Origin of the sequence: Streptomyces luteoverticillatus (genome assembly GCF_003970715.1) — a bacterium.
GTDB lineage: Bacteria > Actinomycetota > Actinomycetes > Streptomycetales > Streptomycetaceae > Streptomyces > Streptomyces abikoensis.
In genome coordinates this window covers 1,696,646-1,715,926 of the sequence record NZ_CP034587.1, presented here as the reverse complement: position 1 = coordinate 1,715,926, position 19,281 = coordinate 1,696,646, and the positions used below count along the sequence as shown (strand labels likewise).

Here is a 19,281-nt window from a genome sequence, read left to right as displayed (position 1 = left end):
GCCCCCGGCTCAGGCGCCGCCCTCCGCCGGGGTGACGTGCGACAGGAGCTGGACGAACGCGGCCTCGTCGATCACGGGCGTGCCGAACGAGCGGGCCTTGACGACCTTGGAGGTGGGGGAGCCCGGGTCGTTGGTCACCAGCACGCTCGTGAGCCGCGAGATGCTCGTGGCCACGTGGAGACCCGCCTCGACGGCCCGGTCCTCCAGCAGCTCCCGGTCGATGGAGGTGTCCCCGGAGAACGCCACCCGCATCCCCTGCTTGAGCTGCCCGCCCGGCGTGTACCGGCCCGGGTTGGGATAGGGGCACGCCGGGCGCTTCCGGCTCGCCCGCCAGGTGCCGGCGCCGTTCCGGTAGGACGGCTGATAACCGACCCTCGCCGAGTACGCGGGCGCGGCCGCCGGGCCGTCGGACCACTCGGTCAGCGGCTGGCAGGCCAGCAGCGGCAGCCGCAGCCCCGCCCCCGCCGCCAGGTGGAGGCTCGGCCGGAACGCCTCGGCCAGCACCCGGGCGTCGTCCAGCGCGTGGTGGGCGCGCTGCTGTACGACGCCGTAGTGGGCGGCGAGCGACTCCAGCTTGTGGTTCGGCAGGGGGAGCTTCAGCTCCTTCGACAGCGCGATGGTGCACAGCCGCTGCCGCACCGGGGCGGTGGCGCCGGCCCGGGCGTACTCCCGGGCGATCATCGACCAGTCGAAGGCCGCGTTGTGCGCGACGAGGACCCGGCCGTCGAGCCGCTTCGCGAACTCGCCGGCGATGTCCTGGAACAGCGGCGCGTCCGCGAGCACTTCGGACGTCAGCCCGTGGATCCACACCGGACCGGGGTCGCGCAGCGGGTTGACCAGCGTGTACCACTGGTCCTCCACCTGTCCCCGGGCGTCCAGCTGGTAGACCGCGGCCGACACTATCCGGTCGTCCCGGGCGAGCCCGGTGGTCTCCACGTCGACGACCGCGTACCCGTCGGGATACGCGGCAGGCCACGGGGTGGGCGATGCGGCGGCGGTGCGGTCTTCGAGCATGGTCCAAGAGCTTACGGGCCACCGCTGACAACGCGGGATCCGGCCGGTCCCGGCGCCGGGATCAGGCCAGCTCCGCCAGCAGCCCGGCGGCCGTCACCCGCTCCGTCCCCGCGCACGCGTCGACGGCACCGGGGAAGAGCCGGTAGACCGTGCCGGTCGCGCCGACCGGCGACATCCCGTCCCCCTCGACGAACGCGAGGAAGACGCGCCGACCGTCCGCGTCCGCCCCGCCGGCCGGCTCCCGCGACTCCGGCGCGCCCAGCGCTCGCAGCCGCGCGGCGAAGGCGGCGACGTCCTCGCCGTCCCGGCGTCGGTAGTGCCACAGCTCGACGCGGGCGCCACCATCGGTGGCGGGTCCGGGCGGGCACGTGACGTCCGTGCCCATGCTGCCGTCGCCCGAGCCGTCCGCACCCGGGCGGTCCGTGCCCGGCTCGTCCGCGCTCGCGCGTCCCGGGTTCCGGCCGTCAGCGCCCGGCTCGTCCACGCCGGAGGCGTCCACGCGGCGGACGACGATCGTCTCGTCGCATCGTGCCGCCGCGTGCCAGCAACCCACGTCCCACAACGTCACCCGGGCCCCGCCCGTGAAGTGGTTCCACAGGTCCCGCGCGAGAGCGCCCATCGCGTTCCCGTGGCGGCCGAGGTCGTGGACACCGCTGTCACCCGGAAGGTGGACATCGGTCCACAGCGCGCGTCCGTCCGCCAGGTCCACGATCATCGGCGCGCAGATCCGCGACTCCCCCGCCAGGTCGAAGCGCTGCCGCACCGCCCGGGGGTCGTACGTCGCGTCCCGCTCCCCGGCGCCGGAGACGGTCATGAATCCCGCGAAGGCGTCCGGCAGCTCGTCGAAGGGCACGTCGTTGTAGCTGAAGACCACCGGCACGGCATAGCGCGCCCCGGCCTCGGCGAGCGCCGGCAGGTCCAGGTCGACGTACTCGGTCGCGCCGTCCGGCGGCGGCGCCGACGTCAGGTCGCCGGAGTGCACGGCGGCGTCGCCCCCGTACCGCAGCCGCGTGTAGTCGCACAGCCCGACCGCCCGCCACTGCTCGTCGAAGAACGCCACCGACAGATCGAGGTCCACCCGCGTGCCTTCGGGCTCCGTCCAGTGCAGGAACAGCCGCAGCACCCCGCCCCCGGGCAGCCGCAGCTCGCTGCCGCGCGGCACCGCGACGAGCGACGCCGCCGAGGACCGCTCGGCGAACGGCGCCGCCAGCGCCGCCAGCCCCGGGTCCAGCACGGCGAGCCCGTAGCGGGACGCGGCACCGAGCCGCCGCACCACCTCGGCCTCCAGCAGCCCGGCGACCCGGGCCACCAGCGGCGCGGGCAGCGGCGGCCGGACGTCGTCCACGCCCTGGGCGCGGCCCACCCGGCCCCGGGGGAAGAACACCCGCCGCGACGACGGCAGATGCCGCCCCCGCAGCGCGCCCAGCGCCCCGAGCAGCGGACCGGGACCCACCGAAGGCAGCCCGCGCTCCAGCGCCGCGCCCAGCTCCGGCGCGAGCTCCTCGCCCCCGTACACCCGCAGCAACTGATCGAGCCGCCGCACCAGCTCACCCGGCCGCCGCGCCAGCAGCGCCACCGCCCCGGCGGCGTCCCCGTGACGCAGGGCCTCCTCGACCCGCCCGGCCCAGGTGCGCGCGACGATCCGGGCACCCCGAACCACCACCGCCTCCGGGTGCTCCGCCGCCGTCCGCAGCAGCGCCTCGCTCAGCGCCCCTGTGCCCGAGACGTCCGTGCCCCGCAGCGCCGCGAAGGCCAGTGCCGCTCGCGGGTGCCGCGCGTGGCCCTCGAACGGGTGGAGGAGCTCCACCGCGCGTTTCCACGCCTCCGGGTGCCGGAGCAGGTCCTCGACGAGCGAGGGCGGCGCGAATCCGTCGAGGACGGCAAGCAGTTCGCGCCGCAGCCCGCGCGGCATCCCCCGCAGCCGGGGCGCCGACAGCAGATCCGCCTCGCCGCCGGACCACACCCACAGCAGGCGCAGCACGTCCGTGGCGGTCGTCAGCAGCTCCGGAAGCCGTTCCCGGACGGCCGTCACCGTCGCGGGGCCGCCGTCGCGCAGCAGCGTGCCGAACACCAGCGCCCTGGTCTCGCGCACGGGAACGCCGTCGGGCAGCCAGCCCAGGCCACCGGGCTCGGCGTGCGCCAGGAGGACCTTGACGTCGTCGCGCTCCCGCGGGGAGAGCGGCGTGGCGCGGGCCAGCAGCCCGGCCAGCTCGGCGGCCGCGTCCGCCGTCCGCGAGGTGCCCAGCACGAGCAGCCGCAGCGGCCCTTCGGGGAACGACCGCCCGCCACCGATTTCGGCGGACTCGGCGAGCCGCAGGAAGGGATCCGTACGGTCCACGCGCCGGTGGCACAACGGGCAGCCCGTGTAGTCCGCGCCGTCCCAGCAGGAGCGGCACACCAGGTGCGCGCACGGCGAGACGGGCAGCACGGCCCCGACCGTGCCGCACAGCACGCACGGCTGCTCCGGCCGCTGCAGCAGCAGGCTGAAGACGCGGTCGACGAAGAGGGCGTCCGTGTCCTTGGGTACCGATCGGGGGAAGCCGCGGAAGAGCGGCATGTGGGTACGGTCGGCGCCGAGCTGCGCGTCGATCGCGTGGAGCAGGCTCCGCCCGGTGTCGGCGAGGGCCCGCGCCCCGGCCCCCGCCAGCGCCGTGCGCAGCGGCTCGGTCAGCGCGTGCCCGCGGTCCAGCAACTCGCCCTCCAGCGCGGTCAGCCCGGCCGCGACGGCGGGGTCGCTCACCGCGGCGGGCGGCGACGGCTCGTGGTCGACGTAGACGGTCCGGGCACGGCGGAGCAGCACGGCGTGGAGTGTGGACACGAAGAGGATCCCCCTGAGAAAAGCGCGAGCGGGGGCGGAGAGTGGGCGCGCTCGGAATTCGTTTGCAGAACGAGCGAGAAGGAAGCACACCGCGGAGCCGCCCCCGCACGTCGATTCTAGGCGGGGGCCGATCAAGGGAGCCAGCCCTTTTCCCAGCTGCGGTACCCGTTGGTAACAACCCCTAGCGGCACGCCCTCCGGCGCGCTTATGGTGCGGCCATGCCGCACCTACCCGACGTGGTCCTGTGGTCCATACCCGCCTTCGTCCTGCTCACCGCACTGGAGTTGGTGAGCTACCGGCTGCATCCCGACGACCGCTCCGAGGGCTACGAGGCCAAGGACGCGGCGACCAGCATCGGCATGGGACTGGGCAGCCTCCTCTTCGACGCGCTGTGGAAGATCCCGATCGTCGCGATCTACACGGCCCTCTACGAACTCACCCCCCTGCGTGTGCCCGTGCTGTGGTGGACGCTGCCGCTGACGCTGCTCGCGCAGGACTTCTTCTACTACTGGTCCCACCGGGGCCACCACGTCGTACGGATCCTGTGGGCCTGTCACGTGGTGCACCACTCCAGCCGCAAGTTCAACCTCACCACCGCGCTGCGCCAGCCGTGGACCTCCCTGACGGTGTGGCCGTTCTACGTGCCGATGGTGCTCGCCGGGGTGCACCCGGCGGCGGTTGCGTTCTGCTCGTCGGCCAACCTCGTCTACCAGTTCTGGGTGCACACCGAGCGGGTCGGCAGGCTGCCCCGGCCCTTCGAGTACGTGCTGAACACGCCCTCGCACCACCGGGTCCACCACGCCTCGCAAGGCGGCTACCTGGACCGCAACTTCGGCGGCATCCTCATCGTCTGGGACCGGATGTTCGGGTCCTTCGTGCCGGAGGGCGAGCGTCCGGTCTACGGGCTGACCAAGAACATCCACACGTACAACCCGCTGCGCGTGGCCACCCACGAGTACGCGGCCATCGGGCGCGACGTGAAGGCGGCGCGGAGCTGGCGGGAGCGGTTCGGGCGCGTCTTCCGGGGGCCCGGCTGGCAGCCGGACCGACCGGCCGGGGGACGGACGACACCAGCGGCGGTCCCCGAGCGGGTCGCGTGAACTGGGAACGCGTGAACCGGGACCGCGCCGCCACGGCGGCGCTGGCCGCCTTCGGCGCCACCGCGGTGGTCCACCTGAGCGCCCTGCTCGCGGGCGCCACGCTCCTCGCCCACGTCACCAAGCCCGCGCTGATGCCGCTGCTGGCCGCCCACGTCCTGCTGCGCGGCGGGCCGCCCCTGCTCGCGGGCGCGCTGTTCCTCGGCTGCGGGGGCGACACCCTGCTGCAGGTGGGCGGGGGCACCGTCTTCCTGCTGGGCATGGGGTCCTTCGCCGCCGGGCACGTCTGCTACCTGCTGCTCTTCGCCCGGCACGGCAGCCCCGGCGGCGCCCGGACGTACCGGCTGGCGGCCCTCTACGCCGCCGCGTGGCTCACCGTGGTCGTCCTGCTGTGGCCCGGTCTGGACGGGGAGCTGCGGGTCCCGGTCGCGTTCTACAGCCTGCTGCTGACGGCGATGGCGCTCGGCGCCACCCGAGCCCGGCTGCTGTCCGGGGCGGGCGGGGCGCTGTTCCTGCTGTCGGACACGCTCCTCGCGAGCGGGCTGGCGGAGTGGCCGCAGGCGCCCGCGCCCCAGTTCTGGGTGATGCTCACGTATATCGCCGCGCAGTGGCTGCTGACCCAGGGGGTGCTGCTGTGCCACGGCGGACACCACGTGTGTACGGAAGAAGAGGCCGGCCGGTCGCCGGCCGGCCCCTCCACCCGGCGCGGGTCAGGTCAGTCCCGGACCGCTGCCAGGGCGTCGACGATGCCGAAGCCGTAGAAGCCGTTCACGTGCTCGGTACCGGCGCAGGTGGCCTTCCACTTGCCGGTGCCGTCGGGGTCGTACGCGGCCGTGGGGCAGCCCGGGTTGTTCGCCTGGGCCTTCATCAGCCACTGGATCTCCTGCGGGCTGGACTTGGGGTGGGCGCTCTTCAGCAGCGCCGCCACGCCGGCCACGTGGGGGCTGGCCATCGAGGTGCCCTGGAGGTACGCCCAGTCGCCGCCCGGCATCGTGGAGAGGATGCGGCCGTCCTTGGCCGGCAGCTCGGGCACCTGGAGGATGTCACCGCCGGGGGCGGCGACGTCGACGGAGTTCAGCCCGTAGCTGGAGTAGAACGACTTCTCGCCGCGCACACCGGTCGCGGAGACGGTGATGACGCCCGGCAGCTGCGAGGGGACGTCGAGGCAGACCTTGGGGTCTATCTTCCGGGGCAGCGGCTTGGAGTCGTTCGGGCTGGAGGCGTCGGCTATCTCCTTGGACGCCAGGTCGAAGTTGGAGTTGCCCGCCGCGGCGACGTTGACCACGCCCTTGTCCTGGGCGTACTGCGCGGCCCGGCCGACCGCGTCGGCTATCGCCTTCTGGTCCGCGTGGTCCGGGCAGTTGAACATCCATGGGTCCACGTAGTAGCTGTTGTTCGTCACCCCGGCGCCGTGGTCGGCGGCGAAGACGAAGGCGCAGACGACGCTCTCGGCGTAGAAGAAGGCGTTGTCGTCCGGGGTGCTCACCTTGATGGCGGAGACCTTCGCGCCGGGGGCGACACCCGCGACGCCCACGCCGTTGCGGGCCGCGGCGATCGTGCCGGCGACGTGCGTGCCGTGGTAGTCCTTGGCCGGGTTGTGGGGCCGCCACGCGCCGGGGCTGGTGTCGGCCTTGCCGGTGACGCAGCTGGCCGACTTGTCGGCGGCGAAGTTCGGGGCGAGGTCGGGGTGGGTGTCGTCCACGCCGGTGTCGATGACCGCGACGGTCACCTTCCGGCTGCCCGGGTTGATCTTCGCGGCCTTGTCCGCGCCGATCGCGCCGAGGTCCCACTGGAGGCCCTCCAGCGGCTCCTTGCCGGCCGCCGCGTCGCGGGCCGCCGCCAGCGCGCCCTCCTTGGTGAGCTTGAGCTTCTCCGGCTTGCCGTAGTCGGTCGTGGCGGCCGACCGCAGCGGCGCGGTGCGCGTGGCGCCCGCCGAGGCCACCCCCGGCACCGAGCGCAGCGTCTCCGCGAAGTGCGGGTTCTTCGAGTGGGCGACGATCACGCCGATCTTGTCGTACGAGACCAGGATCGTGCCCCCGGCTCGTTCGATCGACCGCTTCACCAGCCCCGTCGTGGGCGCGCCCGGCTTGATGTTGACGACGTACGAGAGCAGCGGGCCGTCCGTGGTGACGGCGGCCTTCGCGGGAACGCCGGCCGAGGGGGCGGCCGATGCCGCGCCCGGCAGGAAGCCGAGGGAGGCGGTGAGCGCCAGACCGAGCGGGGCCGCCAGCAGGGCGCGGCGTCGTCTGAGTCGCAGATGAGCCATGGAGTTCTCCACATCATCCGGAAATCCGCCCGTGCGCACGGGTGTGCGGGGGCGGGGTGTGACGAGTGAAGCTAGCGCCGATCAGCGGGCCCGGGCAATGAATTCCTCAAGAATGCCGGTGGAGCCGAGGGCTCCGGGAGTGTCAACGCGACGCCTTTCCATGGCAGTCGGCCGTATGAAGGGCAAGGACTGTCGCATACTGCGGTGTCGCTCTACGATGCGTGATCCCAGTCACAGGCTCGGCTCGCGCCCCCGCACCCACTCGTTCAGGAGAGGCCGTGGACTCAGAAGAGGCCGTGGGTATCCCACCGACCGCACCCGACGGGCCGGTCGAGCCGGCTCGCCCCACCATCCCCGCCCAGCCGGACAACTTCCTCGACGTGCAGTCGAGCGCCGAGTTCGGCGAACTGCGCAGCGCGCACCGCTCGTTCGCCTTCCCGCTCACCGTCGCCTTCGTCAGCTGGTACCTGCTCTACGTCCTGCTGTCCAACTACGCCGGCGGGTTCATGGACACCATCGTCGTCGGCAACATCAACATCGCCCTCGTGTTCGGGCTGGCGCAGTTCCTGACCACCTTCCTGATCGCCTGGTGGTACGCCCGCCACGCGGAAGCGAATATCGATCCCAAGGTCGAGGCCCTCAAGGCCCGTCTGGAGGCGGGCGAATGACGCCACGCACCACCGTCCTGACCGCCGCCGCCCACCCGCTGGCTGCCGGCGGCGCGAGCGAGCACCGCACCCTGATCATCACGCTCTTCTCGGTCTTCGTCGCCGCCACCCTCGGCATCACCGTCTGGGCGGGCCGGCAGACCAGGGACGCCACCGACTTCTACGCCGGCGGCCGCTCCTTCACCGGCTTCCAGAACGGCCTGGCCATCTCCGGCGACTACATGTCCGCCGCCTCCTTCCTGGGCATCGCCGGGGCTATCTCCCTCTACGGCTACGACGGGTTCCTCTACTCCATCGGCTTCCTCGTCGCCTGGCTGGTCGCCCTGCTGCTCGTCGCCGAGCCGCTGCGCAACTCCGGCCGCTTCACCATGGCCGACGTCCTCGCCCACCGGCTCAAGCAGCGGCCCGTGCGCACCGCCGCCGGCACCTCCACCATCGTCGTGTCGATCTTCTACCTGCTCGCCCAGATGGTCGGCGCGGGCGCGCTGGTGGCCCTGCTCCTGGGCGCCACCGGCGAGGGGGCCCGGCGCTGGATCATCGTCCTCGTCGGCCTGGTGATGGTCCTCTACGTGACCATCGGCGGGATGAAGGGCACCACCTGGGTGCAGATCGTCAAGGCGGTCATGCTGATCGCGGGCACCCTGCTGATCACCTTCCTGGTGCTCAACAAGTTCCACTGGAACCTCTCCACCCTCCTCGGCCGCGCCGCCGACGCCAGCGGCAAGGGCCGGGCCTTCCTCGAACCCGGCCTCCAGTACGGCAAGGACGGCACCTCCAAGCTCAACTTCGTCTCGCTCGGCCTGGCGCTCGTCCTCGGCACCGCCGGACTGCCGCACATCCTCATCCGCTTCTACACCGTGCCCACCGCCCGGGCCGCCCGTAAGTCGGTGAACTGGGCCATCGGCATCATCGGCGCGTTCTACCTGATGACCATCGCCCTGGGCTTCGGGGCCGCGGCCCTGGTCGGCCCCAAGGCGATCATCGCCTCGAACGAGTCGGGCAACACCGCGGCGCCGCTGCTCGCCCAGCAGGTCGGCGGGGGAGCGGGCTCCACCGGCGGGGCGATCCTGCTGGCCGTGATCTCCGCGGTCGCCTTCGCGACCATCCTCGCCGTCGTCGCCGGGCTGACCCTGGCCTCCTCGGCCTCCTTCGCCCACGACCTGTGGGCCAACGTCATCCGCAGGGGACGCACGAGCGAGAAGGAGGAGATCCTCACCGCCAAGCTCGCCGCGGTCGTCATCGGCGCCGTCGCCATCGCCCTGGGCATCTTCGCCCACCGGCTCAACGCGGCCGCCCTGGTCGCCCTGGCCTTCGCCGTCGCCGCCTCCGCGAACCTGCCGACGATCCTCTACAGCCTGTTCTGGAAGCGCTTCACCACCCAGGGCGCCCTGTGGTCGATCTACGGCGGGCTGATCTCCTCCGTCACCCTGGTGATCCTCTCCCCGGTCGTCTCCGGCAACCCCAAGGCGCTCTTCCCGGGCATGAGCTTCGACTACTTCCCGCTCGGCAACCCCGGTCTGGTCTCCATCCCCCTGGGCTTCGCCCTCGGCTGGCTGGGCTCCCTGCTCTCCAAGCCGGCCCCCGACCAGGAGAAGAAGTACGCCGAACTCGAGGTCCGCTCCCTGACGGGCTACGGGGCGCACTGACCCCGCCCCCTTCGAAAGGCCCCGGCCCCTTCGAAAGGCCCCGGCTTCGAAAGGCCACGGCCCCTCCCGCGCGCGATCGCGTACGCTGCGACGAGCGAACGAACGTTCAAGTCCGGCGGGAGGGGCCGCACCGTGCTCACTGACACATACGGCCGTACCGCCACTGACCTGCGGGTCTCCCTGACCGACCGGTGCAACCTCCGCTGCGTCTACTGCATGCCCGAAGAGGGCCTGCAGTGGCTCGCCAAGCCCGACCTGCTCACCGACGACGAGATCGTCCGCCTGGTCTCCGTGGCCGTCAGCGCCCTCGGCGTCACCGAGGTCCGCTTCACCGGCGGAGAGCCCCTGCTGCGCCCCGGCCTCGTCTCCATCGTCGAACGCTGCGCCGCCCTCGCGCCCCGCCCCCGGCTCTCGCTGACCACCAACGGCATCGGCCTGGCCCGTACCGCGCGGGCCCTGGCGGCCGCCGGGCTGGACCGGGTCAACGTCTCCCTCGACACCCTGCGCCCCGAGGTCTTCATCGCCCTGACCCGCCGCAAGCGCCACCAGGACGTCCTCGACGGCCTGGCCGCCGCCCACGCCGCCGGCCTCGCCCCCGTCAAGGTCAACGCCGTGCTGATGCCCGGCCACAACGACGACGAGGCCCCCGACCTGCTGGCCTGGGCCATCGAGCACGGCTACGAACTGCGCTTCATCGAGCAGATGCCGCTCGACGCCCAGCACGGCTGGAAGCGCGACGGCATGATCACGGCCGGGGAGATCCTGGCGAGCCTGCGCACCCGCTTCACCCTCACCCCCGAGGGGGAGGACGCCCGGGGCTCCGCACCCGCCGAGCGCTGGACCGTCGACGGCGGCCCCGCCCGTGTCGGCGTCATCGCCTCGGTGACCCGGCCCTTCTGCGCCGCCTGCGACCGCACCCGGCTGACCGCCGACGGACAGGTGCGCACCTGCCTGTTCGCCACCGAGGAGTCGGACCTGCGCGGGGCGCTGCGCTCGGGCGCCACGGACGAGGAGATCGCCGGGCTGTGGCGGACGGCCATGTGGGGCAAGAAGGCGGGCTCGGGCATCGACGACCCGTCGTTCCTCCAGCCCGTGCGCCCGATGTCGGCGATCGGCGGCTGACGTCGTCGACCGGCGGCCGGGTCAGCGACCGGCTGCCGACGCCTCCCACTCCGCCAGCGTCACCACGTCCTTCAGGAACCCGCGCAGGGAGAGGAAGTTGGACAGGTGCTCACGGTGTTCGTCACAGGCCAGCCAGGTCTTGCGGCGCTCGGGGGTGTGGAGCTTGGGGTTGTTCCACGCCAGCACCCAGACGGCGTCGGCCCGACAGCCCTTGGCGGAGCAGATCACGGCGCTCTCGGGGGAGTTCGGGGAGGAATTCGGGGAGTTCACCCCTCGACTCTACGTGGCCGGACACGGCGACGCCGGGCAGCCACGGGGGGAGCCGCCCGGCGTCGGTCTGTCGCTCCGACGGGGGATGCGGAGCGCCTACGAAGTATGTCACGGGGGGCCCGGAACGGGGCACCGATCCACATGATTGATCTGAGGTTTTCTTGAGCTTGTCGCACCGCCCGGCCGGCCGTCGCCCGGAACCGGAGGGTCAGCCGTTGTCGCGCCCCTGATCGGGCCGGCCCGGCCGTCCCGCTTCCGCGACGGGTTCCGCGGGCGCGCCCGAGGGCCGCTCCGGAGCCCCGCCCAGCATCGGGCGCGTCGGCGCCGGTATGAACGTACCGGGCAGCGAAGGGGCGTTCTCCCGGCCCGCGTTGGCGATGACGACGGCCACATAGGGCAGCAGCGCGCCCAGGACCAGCGTGCCCATCGCCACGTAACGCTCGATGTTCCACAGGATCACGGTGAGCACCACCGAGAGCGTCCGGATGCCCATCGAGACGACGTACCGGCGCTGCCGCCCGCGCACGTCCTCCGCGAGGCCCTGGCGGGCCCCGGTGATCCGGAAGACCTCCGCGCTGCCCAGCTTCCGCATCACGTTCCACCACCCGACTGCCGCACCGACTCGCTCGGTCCCGTACGTACACAACGTTACGCCGCGGCCTCCCGGCGGACGAGACCGGGTCGGTCGCGGGGCGGCTCACCGATGGGCGCCCGAAGTGCGCATACGGCGTACGGGCGGATCCGACGTGCGCCGTAGGAGGGACGGCCCCAGAATGGCGGAGCACCCATGTCGCTCCGCACGAGGAGGCGAGATGAACTGGCTGTGGGCAATCGTCGTCGGACTCGTCCTGGGCCTGATCGCCAAGGCGATCATCCCCGGAAAGCAGCAGATCCCCCTCTGGCTCACGATCCTCCTCGGCCTGGCCGGCGCCCTGCTCGGCAACTGGCTGGCGAGTGTGCTGGGCGTCCGCCACACCTCTGGCATCGACTGGATCCGGCACCTGCTCCAGCTGCTGGGAGCGGTGATCCTGGTAGCGATCGGTGACCGGCTGTGGGTCGGCGTCCGGGGGGACAGGCGCGGCAGGGTCGGCTGAGCGGACGCGAAGGCCGGCAGAACGAGGATGGCCGGTGCGCGGAACCGCGCACCGGCCACCCGTTTCGCTCAGGGCCGCCTACCGACAGGGCCGCTTACAGACCGCGCAGCTCGGCGATCTTCCGGCCGGCCTTCAGGTAGACGGTCGCCTCCCGGCCGGCCAGCAGCTCACGGGCCACCTCGCCCAGCGGCCGGATGGCCTCGGCCTCCGGCAGCACCACGGCCTCCTGGCCCTCGGCGGTCTCGAAGACCAGCCGCAGACCGTTCTGCTTGGCCACCCGGCGGGCGGCCGAGGCGCTCGGCTGGAAGCCCAGCACCTTGCTGAGCACGGCCGTGGCCGGCTCCTCGCCGTGCTCGGCCAGCTCCACCACCGGCGTCTCCACGTCGGTGAAGTTCTTCTTGGAGAACTGCGCGACGAAGCCCGCACGGGCCGCCATCGCCGCCTCCATGCCGTACAGCGCGGCCACGACCTCACCCGCGAGGATCTTCTTCAGGTCCATCGGGTGCAGCGACTTCTCCTCGACGCGGGAGAGGACCTGCGCGATCTCCGCGTCCGTCCACTCCGTCCACGCCTTGAGGTACGGCTCCATCAGCCGGTCCGGCACCGACATGATCTTGCCGAAGACGTCGTCGGCGGACGCCGACAGCCCCACGTAGTTGCCCTTGGACTTGGACATCTTCGCGCCGGTGCCGTCCGTGCCCTCGATCAGCGGCATGGTGACGACCAGCTGCGGCTTCTGGCCGTGCGCCTCCATGAGCTTCCGGCCCATCTGGAGGTTGAGCAGCTGGTCGGCGCCGCCGAGCTCGACGTCGCAGTTCAGCGCCACCGAGTCCAGGCCCTGCGCGATCGGGTACAGCATCTCCGTCATGGTCAGGCCGGAGCCCGCCGCGAGCCGGTTGCGGAAGTCCTCGCGCTGGAGCAGCTGCGAGACCGGCACCTGCGCCAGCAGACCCAGCAGCTCAGGGAAGGTGTACGGCGCCAGCCACTCGCTGTTCTGCCGGAAGCTGACCCGGTCGAAGTCGAAGAACGGGCGGACCTGCTCCCGGTAGCTCGCCAGGTTGTGTGCGATGTCCTCGTCGGTCAGCGGCGGGCGCTCGGCCGTACGGCCCGTCGGGTCGCCGATCTTGGCCGTGAAGTCACCGATGATCAGCGTGACGTCGTGGCCCAGCCGCTGGAACCGGCTGAGGATGATCAGCGGCACCGCGTGGCCCAGGTGGACGTCCGTGGCCGTCGGGTCGATGCCCAGCTTGATGTGGAGGCCCTTGCCCTCGGCCTGCCGCGCCTCGATGCGCTCGGCCAGCTTGGCCACGCCCGGCAGCACCTCGACCGTACGCGAGGCGATCAGCTCGGCCTGGTCCTTCGGCGCGAGGTCCGACAGGTCCAGATAGCGCCGCGCCTTCGTCTCCGTGAGCAGCTGCTCCACGGCCGAGTCGGTGGAGAGGTCCTGCGCCAGCAGAGCGCTGGCGCGCGCGACGGAGTCGCCGAGGCGTGTCATCGTGGCGTTCCTGTAGTGGTTGTCGGACAAAGGACAGGACGAGTCTATTTGCTCGGCGCGAATCACCACCAACGCGATTCCCCGCCGCTCAGACGCCCCGGCTGACCGAACTCATGTTGAAGTCCGGAATCCGCAGCGCCGGCATGGCCGCCCGGGTGAAGTAGTCGCCCCACTCGCGCGGCAGCGTCGGCTCGGTGCGCCCCGCCTCGGTCGCCCGGGACAGCAGCCCCACCGGGGACTCGTTGAACCGGAAGTTGTTGACCTCCCCGACGACCTCGCCCTTCTCCACCAGATACACCCCGTCCCGGGTCAGGCCCGTGAGCAGCAGCGACGCCGGGTCCACCTCGCGGATGTACCACAGGCACGTCAGCAGCAGGGCGGGACCGTCATGGCCGCTCGCGGCGACCATCTCCGTCAGCGACCGGGTGCCGCCCGCGTCCAGGATCAGGTTGTCGGTGTACGGGGTGACGGGCAGGCCCGTCAGCTCCGCGCTGTGCCGCGTGGTCAGCAGGTGCTCCAGCACGCCGTCGCGGATCCAGTCGGTCGCGGCGATCGGCAGGCCGTTGTCGAAGACCGACGCGTCGTCGCCGGAGCTGCCCGTCAGCACGAACGGGGCGCACTCCAGCCCCGGCGCGTACGGGTCGCTGCGCAGCGTCAGCGGCAGCCCCGACAGCTTCTCGCCGACCCGGGTGCCGCCACCCGCCTTGGAGAAGACCGTGCGGCCCTCGGCCGCGTCCCGGGCCGCCGCCGACCACTGCTGGTAGACCAGCAGATCGGCCACGGCGGAGGGCGGCAGCAGCGTCTCGTACCGCCCGGCGGGCAGCTCGACCCTGCGGCCCGCCCACGCCAGCCGCTCGGCGAGCTCGGCGTCCAGCGCGCGCGGATCGACGTCCGTGAAGTCACGCGTGGCCCGCCCCGCCCACGCCGACCGGGTCCGGTCCGGGGACTTGGCGTTGAGCTCCAGCGTGCCGGTGGGCTGGTCGTGGCGCAGCCGCAGCCCGGTGGAGGTGCCCAGATAGCTGGAGACGACCTCGTGGTGGGCGAACCCGTACAGCTCCCGCCCCTCCGCGCGCGCCCGCGCGAACGCCTCCCCGAGCGCGGGGGCGAAGCCGTCGAAGACGGCGGACGAGGTCTCCGCGGGCGCCCCCGTGAACTCCGGCGCCTCCTGCACGCCCGCCACCAGCGGCTGCGCGTCCTCGGCGGGCCCGGCCTCCCGCGCCGCCGCCTCCGCCGCCCGCACCAGCGGCTCCAGGTCGGCGGCGGTGACCGCCGACCGGGAGACGACCCCGGACGCGGTGCCCCGGGCGCCGTCGATGGTCGCGACGACCGTGACGTCCCGGCCACGGGTGACCCCGTTGGTCGTCAGGGCGTTCCCGGCCCAGCGCAGATTGGCGGTGGAGCGCTCGCCCGCGATCACGACACAACCGTCGGCCCGGGACAGCTCCAGGGCGCGCTCGACGATCTCGTGGGGCTTGTGCTGGCGAGGACTCATCGACTGGCCTCCTGCGTCGTATTGCTGTTCTTCCCCGGGGGATAACCCCCGGACCCCCAGCCGGATCCGTGCGTACCGCTCATCGACCGGCCTCCTGCGTCGTATTAAGGATGTTGACGCCCCGGAACAGGGCCGACGGGCAGCCGTGCGAGACCGCGGCGACCTGCCCCGGCTGCGCCTTGCCGCAGTTGAACGCCCCGCCCAGGACATACGTGTCCGGGCCGCCGACCGCCTCCATGGACCCCCAGAAGTCGGTGGTGGTCGCCTGGTAGGCGACGTCCTTCAGCTGCCCGGCCAGCCGGCCGTTCTCGATCCTGAAGAAGCGCTGACCCGTGAACTGGAAGTTGTACCTCTGCATATCAATGGACCACGACCGGTCGCCCACCACATAGATGCCGCGCTCCACCCCGGAGATGAGCTCCTCCGTCGACGGCCCGTCCGCCGCCGGGCGCAGGGAGACGTTCGCCATCCGCTGCACGGGCACGTGCGAGGGCGAGTCCGCGTACGCGCAGCCGTTGGAGCGGGCGAGGCCGGTGAGGCGGGCGATGCGGCGGTCGGTCTGGTAGCCGGTCAGGACGCCGTCCTTGACCAGGTCCCAGGACTGGGCGGCCACGCCCTCGTCGTCGTAGCCGATGGTGGCCAGGCCGTGCTCGGCGGTCCGGTCCCCGGTCACGTTCATGATCTCGGAACCGTACTTCAGGGTGCCCAGCAGATCGGGCGTGGCGAAGGACGTGCCCGCGTACGCGGCCTCGTAGCCCAGCGCGCGGTCCAGCTCGGTGGCGTGGCCGATGGACTCGTGGATGGTCAGCCACAGATTGCTCGGGTCGACCACCAGGTCGTACGTCCCCGCGGTGACGCTCGGCGCGCGCATCTTCTCGGCCAGCAGGGCGGGGATCCCGGCGAGCTCGGCGTCCCAGTCCCAGCCGCCGGCGCCCGTCAGGTACTCCCAGCCGCGCCCGGCGGGCGGGGCCAGGGTGCGCATGGAGTCGAAGCCGCCGGTCCCGGGGTCCACGGCCACGGCCGTCAGCTGGGGGTGGAGCCGCACCCGCTGCTGGGTGGTCGTGGTGCCGGCGGTGTCCGCGTAGAACTTGTTCTCGTGGACGGTCACCAGCGACGCGTCCGCGTGCGCCACGCCCTCCGCCGCCAGCAGCCGCTCGCTCCACTCGGCGAGCAGCCCGGTCTTCTCGGCGTCCGGCACGTCGAAGGGGTCGATCTCATAGGACGACACCCACGTCCGCTCCGCGTGCACCGGCTCGTCGGCGAGCTCGACCCTCTCGTCCGACCCCGCCGCCGCGATCACCTTCGCGGACAGCTTCGCCATCGCCACCGCCTGCGAGGCCACCCGCGCCGCGGCGTCCATCGTCAGCTCCACACCGGAGGCGAAACCCCACGTCCCGCCGTGGACCACCCGTACCGCGTACCCTAGATCCGTGGCGTCCGAAGAACCCGCGGGCCGGGCGTCCCGCAACCGCCACGAGGCGCTGCGCACCCGCTCGAAGCGGAAGTCCGCGTGCTCGGCTCCCAGGGCCCGCGCCCGCGCGAGGGCCGCGTCGGCGAGGGGGCGCAGCGGCAGCGCGAGGAATGACGGATCGATCTCATGCGGCACGGTCCACGCTCCTTCTCGGTGTGTCTCGCAGTGAACCATGCCGTTAAGGTGTCGTGGCCTGCCACCTCGTTACCCACCGGCAGCACCCGCCATGCGAGAGGAACCCCAAGCGCAGTGTCCGCCATACGTGAAGACGCCGCCCCCGACGCGGACGGCGGCACGGACCGCGACGCGGACCGGAACGCGGACCGCGCCGCGCTCAAGGGCGACTGCGGGAACTGCTTCGGGCTGTGCTGCGTGGCCCTGCCCTTCGCGCGCTCGGCGGACTTCGCCCGCGACAAGGACGCCGGCAAGCCCTGCGGCAACCTCCAGCGGGATTTCAGCTGCGGCATCCACGCCCGGCTGCGCGACAAGGGCTACCAGGGCTGCACCGTCTACGACTGCTTCGGCGCGGGCCAGAAGGTCTCCCAGGTCACCTTCGGCGGCCGCGACTGGCGCGCCGCCCCCGAGACCTCACGGACGATGTTCGAGGTCTTCCCGGCGATGCGGCACCTCCACGAGCTGCTGTGGTACCTCACCGAGGCCCTCACCCTGAAGGACGCCCGCCCCGTCCACGCCGACCTGCGGCGCCTGCTGGCGGAGACCGAGCGCCTCACCGAGGGCGACGCCGCCTCGCTGGCCGCCCTCGACGTGGGGGAGCACCGCCAGAGGGTGAACGTGCTGCTGCTGCGCACCAGCGAACTCGTCCGGGCCAAGGGCGGCCGCAAGGCGAAGAACCACCGGGGCGCGGACCTCATGGGCCGCCGGCTGCGCCGCGCGGACCTGCGCTGCGCCAATCTGCGCGGGGCCTATCTGATCGCCGCCGACCTCTCCGGCGCCGACCTGCGGGACGCCGACATGATCGGCGCGGACCTCCGCGACGCGGATCTGTCCGGCGCCGACCTCACCGGCGCCTTCTTCCTCACCCAGCCGCAGCTCAACGCCGCCCGCGGCGACGCGGCCACCAGGCTGCCCGCCGGGCTCGCCCGACCGGGCCACTGGTCGGTGTAGCCCGTCCGGGGACTGTAGAGATCCAACAGTGACCACCGGCCGCCGCTGTCGCAGGTCGCTTCTCACTTCCATGACCACTACCGCTACGTTCGGTGTAGTCCGGCAGATCCATGGATACGACATCGGAAGGGTGATCCTTTGAGCCGCTCGGTTCTCGTCACCGGAGGTAACCGGGGCATCGGCCTCGCCATCGCGCGCGCCTTCGCCGAAGCGGGCGACAAGGTCGCCATCACCTACCGCTCGGGCGAGCCGCCCACCGCCCTCGTGAATCTGGGGTGCCTGGCCGTGAAGTGCGACATCACCGACCCCGAGCAGGTCGAGCAGGCGTACAAGGAGATCGAGGAGAAGCAGGGCGCGGTCGAGGTGCTGGTGGCCAACGCCGGCGTCACCCGAGACCAGCTGCTGCTGCGGATGTCGGAGGAGGACTTCACCTCGGTGGTGGAGACCAACCTCACCGGCACCTTCCGCGTCGTCAAGCGCGCCTCGAAGGCCATGCTGCGCGCCCGTAAGGGCCGTGTCGTCCTGATCTCGTCGGTCGTGGGCCTGATGGGCTCGCCGGGCCAGGCGAACTACGCCGCCTCCAAGGCCGGCCTCGTCGGCTTCGCCCGCTCGCTCGCCCGTGAGCTGGGCTCCCGCAACATCACCGTCAACGTCGTCGCGCCCGGCTTCGTGGACACCGACATGACCCGTGTGCTCACCGACGAGCAGCGCGCGGGCATCGTCGGCAACGTCCCGCTGGGCCGCTACGCGCAGCCCGAGGAGATCGCCGCCTCGGTCCGCTTCCTCGCCTCCGAGGACGCCGCATACATCACCGGAGCCGTCATTCCTGTCGACGGCGGATTGGGCATGGGTCACTGATCGCCATGAGTGGAATCCTCGCAGGCAAGCGCATCCTCGTCACGGGTGTCCTCACCGAGTCGTCGATCGCCTTCCAGGCCGCGAAGGTCGCCCAGAACGAGGGCGCCGAGGTCATCCTCACCGGCTTCGGCCGGCTCTCGCTCGTCGAGCGCATCGCCAAGCGCCTGCCGAAGCCCGCGCCGGTCATCGAGCTGGACGTCACCAACCAGGAGCACCTCGACGGCCTGGCCGACAAGGTGCGCGAGCACGTCGACGGCATCGACGGCATCGTCCACTCCATCGCCTTCGGCCCGCAGGGCGCCTTCAACTTCCTGGAGGCGAGCTGGGAGGACGTCTCCACGGCCGTCCAGGTCTCGGCGTACTCCTACAAGTCGCTGGCGATGGCCCTGCTGCCGCTGATGCGCGAGGGCTCCTCGGTCGTGGGCCTGACCTTCGACGCGCAGATCGCGTGGCCGAAGTACGACTGGATGGGCGTGGCCAAGGCCGCCCTCGAGGGCACCAACCGCTACCTGGCCCGCGACCTCGGCCCCAAGGGCATCCGCTGCAACCTGGTCTCGGCCGGCCCGATCAAGTCGATGGCCGCCAAGTCCATCCCGGGCTTCGAGGAGCTCGCGGACGTGTGGAACCACCGCGCCCCCATCGGCTGGGACCTGGCCGACCCGGAGCCGGCCGGCCGCGGCGTCGTCGGCATGCTGTCGGACTTCTTCCCGCGCACGACGGGTGAGATCGTCCACGTCGACGGTGGCGTGCACATGATGGGTGCCTGACGCCCATACGCCTCACCGATGCCCGTTCCGGCCCACCCGCCGGGGCGGGCATCGCGCGTCTCCCGGGTCGTGCGGCGC

17 protein-coding genes are annotated in these 19,281 nt (G+C 72.3%); 9 read left to right on the top strand and 8 right to left on the bottom strand.

What is annotated here, in order from left to right:
* Positions 1-9 precede the first annotated feature (9 nt).
* Together EKH77_RS07165 and EKH77_RS07160 are read right to left on the bottom strand one after the other, a co-directional pair.
* Complete coding sequence (locus EKH77_RS07165; RefSeq protein WP_126913575.1) at positions 10-1,014, bottom strand: DEDDh family exonuclease; 1,005 nt, start codon at positions 1,012-1,014, stop codon at positions 10-12.
* Positions 1,015-1,075: 61 nt separating this feature from the next.
* Positions 1,076-3,832, bottom strand: coding sequence for an MXAN_6230/SCO0854 family RING domain-containing protein (locus EKH77_RS07160; RefSeq protein WP_240667256.1), 2,757 nt, complete (start codon positions 3,830-3,832; stop codon positions 1,076-1,078).
* 218 nt (positions 3,833-4,050) lie between these two features.
* Here EKH77_RS07160 and EKH77_RS07155 point away from each other — a divergent pair, with 218 nt between their 5' ends.
* Both EKH77_RS07155 and EKH77_RS07150 read left to right on the top strand, forming a co-directional pair.
* The gene (locus EKH77_RS07155) at positions 4,051-4,932 is read left to right on the top strand and encodes a sterol desaturase family protein (RefSeq protein ID WP_126913574.1); all 882 of its coding nucleotides are present in this window, start codon (positions 4,051-4,053) and stop codon (positions 4,930-4,932) included.
* A gap of 11 nt (positions 4,933-4,943) precedes the next feature.
* A complete protein-coding gene (locus tag EKH77_RS07150) occupies positions 4,944-5,690 on the top strand; it encodes a lysoplasmalogenase (RefSeq protein ID WP_240667255.1) in 747 nt (248 codons plus the stop codon).
* Here the strand turns inward: EKH77_RS07150 and EKH77_RS07145 are convergent.
* Positions 5,645-7,195 (bottom strand): S8 family serine peptidase, encoded by a 1,551-nt coding sequence (locus tag EKH77_RS07145; protein WP_126913573.1) that lies wholly within the window; start codon positions 7,193-7,195, stop codon positions 5,645-5,647. The two genes, EKH77_RS07150 and EKH77_RS07145, sit on opposite strands and share 46 nt — an antisense overlap.
* A 350-nt stretch (positions 7,196-7,545) precedes the next feature.
* Here EKH77_RS07145 and EKH77_RS07140 point away from each other — a divergent pair, with 350 nt between their 5' ends.
* The 3 genes from EKH77_RS07140 to moaA all read left to right on the top strand — a co-directional run bounded on the left by EKH77_RS07140 (position 7,546) and on the right by moaA (position 10,631).
* The gene (locus EKH77_RS07140; protein WP_240667708.1) at positions 7,546-7,863 is read left to right on the top strand and encodes a DUF485 domain-containing protein; all 318 of its coding nucleotides are present in this window, start codon (positions 7,546-7,548) and stop codon (positions 7,861-7,863) included.
* On the top strand, positions 7,860-9,509 hold the full coding sequence (locus EKH77_RS07135; RefSeq protein ID WP_126913572.1) for a solute symporter family protein: 1,650 nt from the start codon (positions 7,860-7,862) through the stop codon (positions 9,507-9,509). Before EKH77_RS07140 ends, EKH77_RS07135 begins: the two co-directional genes overlap by 4 nt.
* A gap of 132 nt (positions 9,510-9,641) precedes the next feature.
* Positions 9,642-10,631 (top strand): GTP 3',8-cyclase MoaA, encoded by a 990-nt coding sequence (gene moaA / locus EKH77_RS07130; RefSeq protein WP_240667254.1) that lies wholly within the window; start codon positions 9,642-9,644, stop codon positions 10,629-10,631.
* Positions 10,632-10,652: 21 nt separating this feature from the next.
* Here moaA and EKH77_RS07125 read toward each other — a convergent pair whose 3' ends face one another.
* Both EKH77_RS07125 and EKH77_RS07120 read right to left on the bottom strand, forming a co-directional pair.
* Positions 10,653-10,901 carry a hypothetical protein gene (locus tag EKH77_RS07125; protein ID WP_126913570.1) on the bottom strand — a complete coding sequence of 83 codons (249 nt, stop codon included), beginning with the start codon at positions 10,899-10,901 and terminating at the stop codon, positions 10,653-10,655.
* A gap of 208 nt (positions 10,902-11,109) precedes the next feature.
* Positions 11,110-11,493 carry a DUF3099 domain-containing protein gene (locus EKH77_RS07120; protein WP_126917927.1) on the bottom strand — a complete coding sequence of 128 codons (384 nt, stop codon included), beginning with the start codon at positions 11,491-11,493 and terminating at the stop codon, positions 11,110-11,112.
* A gap of 220 nt (positions 11,494-11,713) precedes the next feature.
* Here EKH77_RS07120 and EKH77_RS07115 point away from each other — a divergent pair, with 220 nt between their 5' ends.
* Positions 11,714-11,995: a GlsB/YeaQ/YmgE family stress response membrane protein gene (locus EKH77_RS07115; RefSeq protein ID WP_126913569.1), complete on the top strand. Its 282-nt coding sequence runs from the start codon at positions 11,714-11,716 to the stop codon at positions 11,993-11,995.
* Positions 11,996-12,089: 94 nt separating this feature from the next.
* Here EKH77_RS07115 and tyrS read toward each other — a convergent pair whose 3' ends face one another.
* The 3 genes from tyrS to EKH77_RS07100 all read right to left on the bottom strand — a co-directional run bounded on the left by tyrS (position 12,090) and on the right by EKH77_RS07100 (position 16,588).
* Positions 12,090-13,490, bottom strand: coding sequence for a tyrosine--tRNA ligase (tyrS, locus tag EKH77_RS07110; protein ID WP_126913568.1), 1,401 nt, complete (start codon positions 13,488-13,490; stop codon positions 12,090-12,092).
* An 88-nt stretch (positions 13,491-13,578) separates the two neighbouring features.
* A complete protein-coding gene (locus tag EKH77_RS07105; protein WP_126913567.1) occupies positions 13,579-14,982 on the bottom strand; it encodes a metallopeptidase TldD-related protein in 1,404 nt (467 codons plus the stop codon).
* Between the two features lie 79 nt (positions 14,983-15,061).
* Entirely contained in the window at positions 15,062-16,588 is a 1,527-nt protein-coding gene (locus EKH77_RS07100; protein WP_126913566.1) for a TldD/PmbA family protein, read from the bottom strand.
* A gap of 228 nt (positions 16,589-16,816) precedes the next feature.
* Here EKH77_RS07100 and EKH77_RS07095 point away from each other — a divergent pair, with 228 nt between their 5' ends.
* From EKH77_RS07095 to fabI, 3 genes are all read left to right on the top strand, one after another.
* Positions 16,817-17,578 carry a pentapeptide repeat-containing protein gene (locus tag EKH77_RS07095; RefSeq protein WP_240667707.1) on the top strand — a complete coding sequence of 254 codons (762 nt, stop codon included), beginning with the start codon at positions 16,817-16,819 and terminating at the stop codon, positions 17,576-17,578.
* A gap of 138 nt (positions 17,579-17,716) precedes the next feature.
* Positions 17,717-18,436 carry a 3-oxoacyl-[acyl-carrier-protein] reductase gene (gene fabG / locus EKH77_RS07090; protein ID WP_126913564.1) on the top strand — a complete coding sequence of 240 codons (720 nt, stop codon included), beginning with the start codon at positions 17,717-17,719 and terminating at the stop codon, positions 18,434-18,436.
* A gap of 5 nt (positions 18,437-18,441) precedes the next feature.
* Entirely contained in the window at positions 18,442-19,203 is a 762-nt protein-coding gene (gene fabI, locus EKH77_RS07085) for an enoyl-ACP reductase FabI (protein ID WP_126913563.1), read from the top strand.
* The last annotated feature ends 78 nt before the right edge of the window (positions 19,204-19,281 follow it).

What these genes read in the sequence shown, in the direction of transcription:
- EKH77_RS07135 (WP_126913572.1), top strand. Translation starts at nt 7,860, where the DNA reads ATGACGCCACGCACCACCGTCCTGACCGCCGCCGCCCACCCGCTGGCT.
- EKH77_RS07165 (WP_126913575.1), bottom strand. Translation starts at nt 1,014, where the DNA reads ATGCTCGAAGACCGCACCGCCGCCGCATCGCCCACCCCGTGGCCTGCC.
- fabI (WP_126913563.1), top strand. Translation starts at nt 18,442, where the DNA reads ATGAGTGGAATCCTCGCAGGCAAGCGCATCCTCGTCACGGGTGTCCTC.
- EKH77_RS07115 (WP_126913569.1), top strand. Translation starts at nt 11,714, where the DNA reads ATGAACTGGCTGTGGGCAATCGTCGTCGGACTCGTCCTGGGCCTGATC.
- EKH77_RS07155 (WP_126913574.1), top strand. Translation starts at nt 4,051, where the DNA reads ATGCCGCACCTACCCGACGTGGTCCTGTGGTCCATACCCGCCTTCGTC.
- EKH77_RS07145 (WP_126913573.1), bottom strand. Translation starts at nt 7,195, where the DNA reads ATGGCTCATCTGCGACTCAGACGACGCCGCGCCCTGCTGGCGGCCCCG.
- EKH77_RS07105 (WP_126913567.1), bottom strand. Translation starts at nt 14,982, where the DNA reads ATGAGTCCTCGCCAGCACAAGCCCCACGAGATCGTCGAGCGCGCCCTG.
- EKH77_RS07120 (WP_126917927.1), bottom strand. Translation starts at nt 11,493, where the DNA reads ATGCGGAAGCTGGGCAGCGCGGAGGTCTTCCGGATCACCGGGGCCCGC.
- tyrS (WP_126913568.1), bottom strand. Translation starts at nt 13,490, where the DNA reads ATGACACGCCTCGGCGACTCCGTCGCGCGCGCCAGCGCTCTGCTGGCG.